Source organism: Sandarakinorhabdus sp., from assembly GCF_040398645.1.
Classification (GTDB): Bacteria; Pseudomonadota; Alphaproteobacteria; order Sphingomonadales; family Sphingomonadaceae; genus Sandarakinorhabdus.
In genome coordinates, this window is sequence record NZ_JBBATR010000066.1 from 1 (window position 1) to 10,975 (window position 10,975).

Consider the following 10,975-nt stretch of genomic DNA (forward strand, 5'->3'; position numbering starts at 1 on the left):
TAGCTTTTTGTCTTCTGCATAATCTTTCGTAAACCCAATCGGAAGAGCAGCTGGCGTCACCGATTGGGACCGTAGATAGCCAAAACGATCAAAATGTGTTGGATCCATAAACAGGGTTTGCGAGTCAACCGCTTCAAGGGCTTGCAACCAGGAATATGGTATCAGTCTTGATCCTTGTGACTTGCTGTACCAGTCGATTTGTTGTCTGGCACTCCAGCCCTGCGGAGTAGAGTTTGGCAACGCAGCCTGTGACTGCATTGGCCCGTTTGCGCATGCCGAAATGCTGAGCACAACAGGCACCAACATCAGCCCGGCGCACTTGCTCAAGTTTAATTGTGGCATATTTCATCCCCCCAAGGAAAACGCACGAATTTGTGTTGAGTATGCCGAAGATTTTTCGGGAGGCAACTTGAAATTTATTACTAATTTGCCAAGGTTCTTGACAAATTGCGTTTGCCGCTTTGCTGCCTTGAGGAAATTGTCGGCGCAGTAGGTGTGCCGAGCAGCCGGTAAATGAGCCACGTCCGGCTTTCGTCGGAAGCGTTTTGGTCGGCTGGCATCTGTCGGGGGTGGCCTGCCGTAATTTGCGTGTTTTCGACAGGCTTGGCGGGGTCAAGGGCTTGTGGCAATTTTGTAAGTAATGAAGGACACCGCCATGACCAGAGCACTCAAGGGTATTCACCACAACGCCTATCGCTGCCGCGACGCGGAGGAGACGCGGGCGTTTTATGAGGATGTGCTGGGCTTGCCGCTGGCGGCGGTGGTGCAGGAGGAGAAGGAGCCCGGTTCGGGCATGCCCAATCCGTTCGTGCATCTGTTTTTCCGGCTGGGGGACGGCAATTTCATTGCGTTCTTCGATGCGCCAAACAGCGTGAAGGACGGTGATTTCGCGCTGGCGCACGGCTTTGATCGGCATGTCGCGTTCGAAGCCGAGAGCGAGGAAAAGCTGCTGGCGTGGCGGGACAAGTTGAACGCGGGGGGCGTGCCCTGTTTCGGGCCGATCGATCATGGCTTTGTAAAATCGGTGTATTTTGCCGATCCCAATGGCTTGCCGCTGGAAATCACTGTGCGCGTGGCCGCGCATGATGCGATTTTGGCGGAGGATGCCCGCACCGCGCACGCCATCATCAACGCGTGGACGGCACGCAAGGCAGCGGCGCGCGAACAGGGAAGGGCGGCGTGAGCTTTGCCCGTATCCCCCTGCTGATTGCGTTTCGCGAAGCAGTGGGCCTGCGCGATACTTATGGCGGCATCGATGGTGTGGTGGCGTTGCAGGCGCATCATCTGCGCCCCGAAACGCCGTCCGACACCATCGTCATCTTCATGCACCCGATGGGCATCATGCATTATCTGCCGCTGCCCGGCGCGCTGGCGGAGGCGGGCTGCCACGTGCTGACGGCGGTGTCGCGCTATCCCAACAACGATTCGGCGTTGATCATGGAGAAGGTGGCGGTGGATCTCGGCCGCTGGGTGGCGCATTGCCGCGAGGTTCTGGGCTATGCCCGCGTCGTGCTGGCCGGCTGGTCGGGCGGCGGTAGCCTGGCGCTGTTTTATCAGGCCGAAGCGACCTATAGCCAAGTCACGCACACGCCGGCCGGCGATGCGTTCGCCATGGCCGAAGCGAAACTGCCGCCGGTGGATGGCATCATGCTGCTGGCGGCGCATGTTTCACGCTCGCAGACGCTGACTGAGTGGCTGGACGCGTCGGTCATCGACGAGGCAAGCCCGGTGCGCGATCCGAGGTGGAATCTCTACAGCGATCAATGCCAGCAGCCGGCATATGATGGGGATTTTCTGGCTGAATATGCCGCGCGGCAGGTGGCGCGTTCAAACCGTATCACGGCCTGGGCGCACGAAACCTTGGCCGAACTGAAGCGGCGCGAAGGCCCGCATGCCGAACGTGCCTTCATCGTCCACGGCACCATGGCGGCGCCGTGCTGGCTCGATCCGGCAGTCGATGCCAACGACCGGGCGCCGGGCCGCTGCTATCTCGGCGATCCGCGCCTGATCAACGATTCGCCCGGCGGTCTGGGGCGCTTCACGACGCTGCGGTCATGGCTGTCGCAGTGGAGCCTTGAATCGCATGCCTGTTCGCTGAAAGTGGGCCACCGCATCCGCGTGCCGGTGCTGGTGGTTGGCAACACGGCCGATGATGCCTGCACGCCCAGCCACACGCAGCGCCTGTTCGATTGCGTGGCGGGTGCCGCCAGCCGCGAGCTGCACGAGGTGAAAGGCGCGACGCATTATTATGCGTTTCAGCCCGAGCATCTGAAAACCGCTGCTGGTATCGTCACTGGCTGGCTGGCGCGGCAGCGCCTATAAAAACCGCGCCACCACATCGCGGTAGCTGCGTGACACCTTCACCTGCGTGCCGCTGCCCAGCACCAGGAAGCATTCGCCGTTGGTGTGCGGCTTCACGCTCTTGATATTGTCCAGATTGACGATGGTCGATCGGTGGATGCGCTGGAATTTCTTGGGATCGAGGCGTTTTTCCAGATCCTTCATGGTTTCGCGCAGCACCAGCGTTTGATCGGCGGTGTAGATGCACATGTAATCGCCGGCGGCATCGATGCGTTCGATATCGGCGATTTCCACCCGGAAAATCTGGCCGCGATCCTTGATGTTGATCACTTTTTCAAAGCGATTGGCCTGCGGTGTGTCGGCCAGATCGTCGGGCATCGCTTCGGGCGCGACTTCGGACAGGATTTCCTTCAGCCGTTCGGCACCTTGCGCGCCGTGTTTTTCGGCCAGGCGCTGGCGCACCCGTTCGATGGTCGCCGCCAGCCGCTCTTCCTCGACGGGTTTGAGCAGATAATCCACCGCCTGCGCGTCAAAGGCCTTCAGGGCATGCTGCATGAAGGCGGTAACAAACACGAACAGCGGCGGTTCGATATCGGACAGGCCGGACACCACCGAAAAGCCATCGAAACCGGGCATCTGGATATCCAGAAACACCAGATCGGGCTTGTGGGTGCGCACCGCCCGGATGGCTTCGCGGCCATTGGCGCAGCGTTCGACGATTTCGATATCGTCAAAGGCTTGCAGCCGCAGTTCCAGTCCCTGAATGGCCAAGGGTTCATCATCAACCAGTATTGCGCGGATCACCATGGTCTATCCTTGCGAGGCAAGCTGCGCCGCGGCAACCGGATTTGCGGCAGAAGGTGGCACAGCGTCGGTCTGGTACGGAATGTCGATCAGGACGATCAGGCCGCTGGGGTCATTGTCGGCCAATTCAAAGCGGTGATCGGCGCCATAGCTTTGCGCCAGCCGGTCGCGGATGTTGGCCAGCCCCACACCAGTGCCGCCGGCTTCGACGGGCACCGCGCCCAGGCCCGGGCCAGTGTCGGCGATGGTGATCACCAGCCGGTCGCTCATGCGGCGGGCATCCACCAAGATATCGGCGCCGTCTTCGGTGGCGGTCACGGCATATTTGATGGCATTTTCCACAATGGGTTGCAGCAGCAGCGATGGCAGCCGCGCCTCCATCACATCGGGAGCGATATCAAACCGTGTGCGCAGGCGCGCTTCGAAGCGGGTGCGCTCGATATCCAGATACAGTTTCAATGCTTCGGCCTCTTGCGCCACGGTTGCCAGCCCCTCCCGTTCCCCCACCAAACTGTAGCGCAGAAAGCTGGCCAGCCGGGACAGCATCGCATTGGCGCGGCTGGTTTGTTTCAGCAGCACCAGCGTGGAAATGCTGTTGAGTGTGTTGAACAGGAAATGCGGATTGAGCTGATAGCGCAGCATGGCAAGCTGCGCGCTGTTGGCCTGGGCGGCCATGTTCAGCATGCGCTCCGATTGTTCGGCCAGCAGCAGATAATAGTTGATGCCGTAATAAAGCCCGGTCCACGCGCCCAGCACCGACAAATCCAGCAGGATCGCGCCCAGAAACTGGATGCCCTGCGGCTGCCAGCCTTGCTGATAAAAGGTGGCGTGCGCCCACACCTCCAGCACCGAAAACAGCGCCGATGCCGATAGCAGCAGCAGCGCCGTGAGTGTCCATGTCAAGATCGGCTTCATCACGATCAGCCGGCGATAGGCCGCCGCCAGCAGCAGCGTGATCGAAAAGCCGGTGGCGGTGACAATCACCGCCGGCAGTACAAACGCCAGCCCCATCGAATTGGCCAGCCCCGACAGCGCGCGCAGCATCAGATAGGCGAGCCAGCCGCCGCCCTGCAATATCCAGAAGGCGCGGTTCTTGTCACGAAACAGGCTGGTGCGCATCGGGGTTTCCACCATGGCGCATCCATAACGGCTGATGGCGCAAAGACCAAATCAGCCCGCAGCGGGCTGTCCGGCCAGCGGCTTTGGGACTCGCGCCTCGGCGCCGCTGGCCAGCTTCCATCGCAGCCGCTAATTGCGTGACCATGGGACTATCCGCAGCGCAGCTTGCCGCCAGCCTTCAGTTTCTGGCCGCCGATCATCCACCAGTGGCGGCGGCACTGGCCGCGCACGGCCTGCCCGAACCACGGCTGCGCCCGCGCGGGCCGGGCACGATGATGCGCGCCATCGTCGGCCAGCAGGTGAGCACCAAGGCGGCGGCCAGCATCTGGAACAAGCTGGAGGCGGCCTGCGGCGGCGATATGGACGATCTGCAGCGCATTGCCGGCACGCCGATTGATGTGCTGCGCGGCGCCGGCCTGTCCGGCCAGAAGGCGTCTTATGTCCATGCCCTGGCCGCGGCGGTGACCAGTGGCATGGTGGATTTTGCAGCATTGCCCGCCGATGACGACGAAGCCATCACTTTATTGTCGTCGATCAAGGGCATTGGCCGCTGGTCGGCCGAGGTTTACCTGTTGTTTGCCGAAGGCCGACCCGATGTTTTCCCCGGCGGTGATCTGGCGTTGCAGATCCAGTTGGGCCGCATGCTGGGCGAAGACGCACGGCCCACCGAAAAGCGCACGCGCGCGCTGGTGGAACCAATGCGCCCGCACCGCGGCGCGCTGTCGATCTTGCTCTGGCACAATTACAATATCGTCGCGCTCTGATATGGCCGGCGGATGCAACCGCGCATCACCGATATCACCTCGCCGGCCAACCCGGTCCTCAAAAGCCTAAAAAGCCTCAACGACCGCCGCGGCCGCCGCGAAGCCGGGCAGTTTCTGGCCGAAGGCCTGCGGGTCTGCACCGAAGCCTTGAGCGCCGGGCATGTGCCGGAAACCCTGTTGTTCACGCCCGAAGCCGAACGCCACCCACTCACCGCCGATCTGATTGAGGCCACATGGCAAGCGCGCGGCACCATCCTGCGCACCACGCCCGATCTGATGCAGCGGCTGACCGGCAAGGACAATGCGCAGGCCGTGGCCGCCGCCTATGCCATCCCGGATATTTCGCTGGCCGGTCTGCGCCGTGATGCCGCCAATTTGTGGCTGGTCGCCGAAAACCTCAAAGACCCCGGCAATTTCGGCACCATGCTGCGCACCTGTGATGCCACCGGCGCTGGCGGCGTCATCCTGCTCGACCAGTCATGCGATCCATTCAGCCTGGAAGCCGTGCGCGCCAGCATGGGCGCGCTGTTCAGCCGGCAGGTTGCGAAGGCTTCGGGGCCGGAGTTTTTTGCATGGTTGCGCGGCGCGCCGGGCCAATTGGTTGGCGCGGTCTTGTCCGACCGCTCGGTGGATTACCGCGCCCATGCCTATCAGGCGCCGTGCTTCCTGCTGATGGGCAACGAACAGGCCGGCCTTCCTGATGATTATGCGGCGCAGTGTGATGCGCTGGTGAAATTGCCGATGATAGGCGCGGCCGATAGCCTGAACGTGGCGGTGTGCGCCGGTGTGCTGCTTTATCATGCACTTGATCGGATGCCGGCGCGACAAGCCGTTTGACGCCTGCGCTGGAGGCGGTCACAGTTGACGTTCATCGGGGGTCTTGTTGATGCGCGTTATATTGTTTGCATTTTTCGCCATGCTGGCTGCCGCAGCCAACGCAGCCGGTATCACCGCGTTGGTCGGCGGCAGGCTGATCGACGGGCAGGGCGGCCCGCCGCTGGCCAACAGCGTGATCCTGGTAGAAGGGGAGCGTATCCTGGCCATCGGCACAGTGGCAACGCTGCCGGTTCCGGCTGGCGCGGCTGTAGTGTCCACCGATGGCATGGATGTGCTGCCTGGCTTGTGGGACATGCATGTCCATCTGATGATCAACGGCCATGCGGATTATACCCATTGGGACAAGGCCTATCTCGAACGGTTTGGCCCGGAGATCATGCCGGCGGGGGCAGTGCAGCTGCTGCTGGCCGGCGTTACCAGCGCCCGCGATCTGGGCGGGCCGTTGGCGCAATCCATCGCCATCCGCGAGGATGTGAAGGCCGGGCGCAAGCCGGGCCCGCGCCTGTATGTGTCCGGGCCGTTTCTGCAGAAAAAACCCTATCCGGGCACCGAGGCGTTTCGGTGGGGCGTGGCAAATGCCGAGGAAGCCCGCGCCAAGGTGCGCATCCTGAAGGCGGCCGGCGTCGATGTCATCAAGGTGGTCGATCAGGATGAGCTGGGCGAAGCCACCACGCGCGCGCTGGTTGATGAAGCGCACAAATCCGGGCTGAAGGTGGTGGGCCACAGCCATCTGCCCGAAGAAATCCGCATCGGCCTGAAAACCGGCATCGACAATTTCGAACACACCGGGCTGGGCGCCGCGCCGCGCTATCCCGATGATATCATGGCAGCATTGGAAGCGCGGGCTGCCGAAGGCCGGGTGCGCGGCAACCCACTGTATTGGACGCCGACGATCAGCGGCCTGTTCAATCACGCCAATCTGCTCACCAACCCGGAAAAACTCGACGATGCCTGCTGGTCGCGCGGACTGAAGCCCGACACGATTGCCGATATCAAGGCGTCGCTGAAGAATGTTGCAGCACTGGAATATAACCAGCTGACACCGCGCCGCAAACCGACATTGGCCACCAAATTCAACCAGCTGCGCAGCGCAGGCGCCATATTGATGATCGGCACCGACAGCGGCATTCCCACCGCCTTCCATTGCCAGACCACCTGGAACGAGCTGGATGTGTGGGTGAACCAGTTGGGTGTGCCGCCGATGGAGGCCATTCAGGCCGCCACCTACTGGCCGGCCAAGTTCATGGGTGTGGAACGTGACAGCGGCACGGTAGCGGTTGGCAAATATGCCGATATCATCACCGTGCGCGGCGACGTGCTGCGCACCATCGCCCTGCTCCAAAACCCGGCCCACATCATGAAGGGCGGCACGCTCTACAAACGCGACGGCGTGGTCAACGAAGCGGCGCTGGCACCGCGCTAGGCCCAAAGCTTACCGCATCGCCCACTGTTGCAGGCCGTCATCGCCCACGCTTACTCGGCCGGGCAGGCCGATGGGGTGGGCATCCAGGCTGAGCAGGGCAGCCATGGTCTCGGCGTCGGCCACGGCGACCTTGGCGAACACCCGGTCATGCTCCGGCGTGCGGCCCACCACGCTGCCGTGGCTGGGCTGGCCGTCGCGGCCAAACACAATGCTGAAGCTTTCGATCACCGCCGCGCCGGCATGGCTGCCGGCAAAGCGCGGCACGTCCAGTCGCGCGTCTTCGGCGGCGTCCTGCACATCGCGGTTCAGCATCAGCCATGCGGGCTCTGCTGGGCGGCAGCCGATCACCAGCGCATGATGCTTCGTGACATAGCCGCCCTGGCCATAGAGCAGCGCCTGATCGGCGGGCCGTTCGCGCAGGGACCTTACCATCGCGCACGTGCTGTGCAGCATGTAGCAATTCAGGCCAGCGCCAGCGAAGGACAGCCCGCCCATCACCGACAATGGCACGTCCGCGCCCAGCCCCAATGACCGCCGCGCCATTTTCGGCACGGTGGGGAAACAAGAGTATAGCTCCACCCGGTCAAAGCCGGCCGGCGCAATCCGCATCGCCTGGCCGAGCACGGCGTCCTGCGCCGCCGAATGCACATATTGGTCGCGCTTGAGAAAATCCATATGTTCGCCCGCCGATGCGCCGCCGTGGACATGGATGATGCGATCTTCGGCGATGCCGGCAGCGCGCGCGGCGGCCAGCGTGGTCATCAGCACGGCGGCGGCGGCGTTGACATTGTTGTTGGCCACCATGCGCTTGGTATAGGGCCAGCAGATCATGCGGTTATCGTCTGACACCGTGGTGATTTCGCCGCTTGAATAGGCGCTGCGCCCCCAGGCGTGCGGATTGGCAGCGGCGGCGGCGCTGATTTTCTCATAGGCCGCACCGCTCTCCGCCAGCGCCGCCCGCGGGGTCAGGCCCCAGGCGGCCACGGTGGCATTTTCATACAGCGGGTAGATGTGGATCGGCTGAAAAATGCCGTGCTGCATGCCCAGCGGTGTGACGTGTTCGGATGGGATGATCGGATTTTCCGGCTGCTTGGCCGGCGCCGTCCATGGCAATTGCACGCCGGCTGCTTTGGCCTTGGCAACTGCATTCTGCGCTTCGCCGCCGGTGATCACCGCCACCACGCTGTTGCCGTTCATGATGCGCAGCGCGGCTTCGTGGATGGCGGTGGTGGGGGTTTCGCCGCCAACCAGGCCATATACGGAGCGGGTGGGCATGATGCCCAGCCGCTCCGCCAAGCGCGCGGCCACCCGGTCGTAACGCCAACTGACGAGGTTGATCACGTCCACGCTGTCGATGCGGTTCAAAAATCCGCCGCCAGCATCCTCATCGGCGGCGCGGACCGCTGCGGCCATGAGCGCCAGCGGCTCCAATGCTGCGGCCGGATCGGCGGGCCGGTCCAGCACCTCACCCACGCCGATGATGACAGGTGTGCGGTCGGCTGGCAGCGGCATGTAATCTTCCCCGTGATGAACGCTGCAGTGTTACATCGCGCGGCGCGCGCCGGGAAGCGCTCGCACGCTGCCTGCGCCCCTGCTAGATTGATTGGGTGATATCCGATCTTCCCGCTGCGGCCCCGTCCGCCGATTATACCATCCCGCAGGACTGGGCGCATTACACCGCCGCCGATCACGGCGTGTGGGATGCGCTGTTCGATCGGCAAACGCGGCTGCTGCCGGGCCGGGTCGCGCCGGAATTTCTGGAAGGCCTGCAGCGCCTCGATCTCACCCGGCCGGGAATTCCCGATTTTGCGCGCCTGAATGACGAACTGTCGACCCTGACCGGCTGGACGGTGGTGGCCGTGCCCGGGCTGGTGCCCGATGCAGTGTTTTTTGATCATCTCGCCAATCGGCGCTTTCCGGCCGGCAATTTCATCCGCCGGCCCGATCAGCTGGATTATCTGCAGGAACCCGATGTGTTCCACGATGTGTTCGGCCACGTGCCGCTGCTCGCGCACCCGGCCTTTGCCGATTACATGCAGGCCTATGGCCGCGGCGGCCTGCGTGCGCTGAATTATGATGCTATCGCCCGCCTGGCGCGGCTCTATTGGTACACGGTGGAATTTGGCCTGATGCGCGTCGGTGACGGCCTCGCCATTTACGGCGCCGGCATCGTCTCCAGCCGCAGCGAAACCCTGTTTGCGCTGGACAGCGCCAGCCCCAACCGCATCGGCTGGAGCCTCGAACGCGTCCTCCGGACGCCGTATCGCATCGATGATTTCCAACAGAATTATTTCGTTATCGACAGTTTTGACGATTTGCTGCGCGTCACGCTGGAAACGGATTTTGGCCCGCTCTATGAGCGCCTGGCCGGCAGCGCCGACATTCCGATCGCTGCCGTGCTGCCCGATGATTCCATGTTCACCCGCGGCGACCAGAGCCACATTGCTGGTGCCGGCCTGCCAGCCTGAGTCAGCGCACGCTGCCGCGCTGCATCAGATTGACGATTCCGAGCAACACGACCGCGCCGACCACCGCCACCAGCAGGCCCGTGATGGAGAAATTCTGTACCGATCCGGCGATGCCGAAATTGTTGAGGATTAAATTGCCCAGAACCGAGCCGACACAACCGACAACGATGTTCAGGAACAGGCCCATGCTGCTGTTGCGGTTCATCATCATGCTGGCCAGCCAGCCGGCGATGCCGCCCACGATCAGTGCCACGATCCAACCCATAATCAATCTCCTTGGGGTGGCTACGGGCCACCTCATTGCAAATACAGTTTCGGGATAATGCGCCAAATGCTGGTTTGTTCCCTGTAGGCATGGCAAGGAGCGAAGATGATCGACACGCTGAAATATTCCGGCCCAACCTCGCACAGCTTCATCTCCCAGCGGCTGCGGCTGCATTATCTCGATTGGGGCAATCCCGATGCGCCGCCGCTGCTGCTGCTGCACGGCGGGCGCGATCATGCCCGCAGCTGGGATTGGACCGCGCAGCAGTTGCAGCGCGATTGGCACATCATCGCCCCCGATTGGCGCGGCCACGGCGACAGCGCCTGGTCAGCCGACGGCGATTATCCCTCGCACGCCTATGTCTATGATCTGGCGCAATTGGTGCACCAGCTGAAACTGGCGCCAGTCACCATCGTCGCCCATTCGATGGGCGGCAGCATCGCGCTGCGCTATACCGGGCTCTATCCCGATCATGTCCGCAAGCTGGTGGCGATCGAAGGGCTCGGCCCCAGCCCCAAGATGATCGCCGAGCGCACCAAGACCGACTTTGCCGAGCGCCAGCGCGACTGGATCGATGCCAAGCGCGCCGCTGCCGCCCGCCAGCCCAAACGCTACCCCACCCTCGAAGCCGCGTTCGCGCGCATGCACCAGGAAAACAGCTTCCTGTCCGAAGATCAGGCCCGCCACCTGACCATCCACGGCACCCACCGCAACGAAGACGGCAGCTACAGCTGGAAATTCGACAATTATCTGCACCTGCCGTGGCTGCCAGACGGCAACCCCGACCAGACCGCCGAACTGTGGAGCCGCATCACCTGCCCGACACTGCTGATGTACGGCGAAAAAAGCTGGGCCTCCAATCCCACCAAAGACGGCCGCATCGACTATTTCAAATCAGCAGAAGTCGTAACCTTCGCCGATGCCGGGCATTGGCTGCACCATGACCAGTTCGATCGCTTCATGGCCGAACTGGCGCGGTTTTTGCCGGATTGAT

The 10,975-nt window shown here is 62.7% G+C and carries 11 protein-coding genes and 1 pseudogene; 7 read left to right on the plus strand and 5 right to left on the minus strand.

What is annotated here, in order from left to right:
• Positions 1–306 (minus strand): annotated as a pseudogene (locus ABWP50_RS11795) (hypothetical protein); the annotation flags it as partial.
• Between the two features lie 349 nt (positions 307–655).
• Here ABWP50_RS11795 and ABWP50_RS11800 point away from each other — a divergent pair.
• Both ABWP50_RS11800 and ABWP50_RS11805 read left to right on the plus strand, forming a co-directional pair.
• Entirely contained in the window at positions 656–1,183 is a 528-nt protein-coding gene (locus ABWP50_RS11800) for a VOC family protein (RefSeq protein WP_353218185.1), read from the plus strand.
• Positions 1,180–2,322: an alpha/beta fold hydrolase gene (locus tag ABWP50_RS11805; RefSeq protein ID WP_353218186.1), complete on the plus strand. Its 1,143-nt coding sequence runs from the start codon at positions 1,180–1,182 to the stop codon at positions 2,320–2,322. Before ABWP50_RS11800 ends, ABWP50_RS11805 begins: the two co-directional genes overlap by 4 nt.
• Here ABWP50_RS11805 and ABWP50_RS11810 read toward each other — a convergent pair.
• Both ABWP50_RS11810 and ABWP50_RS11815 read right to left on the minus strand, forming a co-directional pair.
• Positions 2,317–3,108, minus strand: a complete 792-nt coding sequence (locus ABWP50_RS11810) for a LytR/AlgR family response regulator transcription factor (RefSeq protein WP_353218187.1) — start codon at positions 3,106–3,108, stop codon at positions 2,317–2,319. The two genes, ABWP50_RS11805 and ABWP50_RS11810, sit on opposite strands and share 6 nt — an antisense overlap.
• 3 nt (positions 3,109–3,111) lie before the next feature.
• On the minus strand, positions 3,112–4,239 hold the full coding sequence (locus tag ABWP50_RS11815; protein WP_353218188.1) for a sensor histidine kinase: 1,128 nt from the start codon (positions 4,237–4,239) through the stop codon (positions 3,112–3,114).
• Positions 4,240–4,367: 128 nt separating this feature from the next.
• Between ABWP50_RS11815 and ABWP50_RS11820 the strand changes: the two genes are divergently transcribed.
• The 3 genes from ABWP50_RS11820 to ABWP50_RS11830 all read left to right on the plus strand — a co-directional run bounded on the left by ABWP50_RS11820 (position 4,368) and on the right by ABWP50_RS11830 (position 7,248).
• Positions 4,368–4,988 (plus strand): DNA-3-methyladenine glycosylase family protein, encoded by a 621-nt coding sequence (locus ABWP50_RS11820; RefSeq protein WP_353218189.1) that lies wholly within the window; start codon positions 4,368–4,370, stop codon positions 4,986–4,988.
• A gap of 12 nt (positions 4,989–5,000) precedes the next feature.
• Positions 5,001–5,825 (plus strand): TrmH family RNA methyltransferase, encoded by an 825-nt coding sequence (locus ABWP50_RS11825; RefSeq protein ID WP_353218190.1) that lies wholly within the window; start codon positions 5,001–5,003, stop codon positions 5,823–5,825.
• 61 nt (positions 5,826–5,886) lie between these two features.
• Positions 5,887–7,248: an amidohydrolase family protein gene (locus ABWP50_RS11830; RefSeq protein ID WP_353218191.1), complete on the plus strand. Its 1,362-nt coding sequence runs from the start codon at positions 5,887–5,889 to the stop codon at positions 7,246–7,248.
• A 9-nt stretch (positions 7,249–7,257) separates the two neighbouring features.
• On the opposite strand, the gene ABWP50_RS11835 is transcribed toward ABWP50_RS11830, so the two are convergent.
• A complete protein-coding gene (locus ABWP50_RS11835) occupies positions 7,258–8,760 on the minus strand; it encodes a TLP1 C-terminal extension domain-containing protein (protein WP_353218192.1) in 1,503 nt (500 codons plus the stop codon).
• A gap of 95 nt (positions 8,761–8,855) precedes the next feature.
• On the opposite strand from ABWP50_RS11835, the gene phhA reads away from it, so the two are divergent.
• Positions 8,856–9,716 carry a phenylalanine 4-monooxygenase gene (gene phhA / locus ABWP50_RS11840; RefSeq protein WP_353218193.1) on the plus strand — a complete coding sequence of 287 codons (861 nt, stop codon included), beginning with the start codon at positions 8,856–8,858 and terminating at the stop codon, positions 9,714–9,716.
• A gap of 1 nt (position 9,717) precedes the next feature.
• Here the strand turns inward: phhA and ABWP50_RS11845 are convergent, their stop codons facing one another.
• Positions 9,718–9,981: a GlsB/YeaQ/YmgE family stress response membrane protein gene (locus tag ABWP50_RS11845; RefSeq protein WP_353218198.1), complete on the minus strand. Its 264-nt coding sequence runs from the start codon at positions 9,979–9,981 to the stop codon at positions 9,718–9,720.
• A 105-nt stretch (positions 9,982–10,086) separates the two neighbouring features.
• Here ABWP50_RS11845 and ABWP50_RS11850 point away from each other — a divergent pair, with 105 nt between their 5' ends.
• On the plus strand, positions 10,087–10,974 hold the full coding sequence (locus tag ABWP50_RS11850) for an alpha/beta fold hydrolase (RefSeq protein WP_353218194.1): 888 nt from the start codon (positions 10,087–10,089) through the stop codon (positions 10,972–10,974).
• Position 10,975 lies beyond the last annotated feature (1 nt).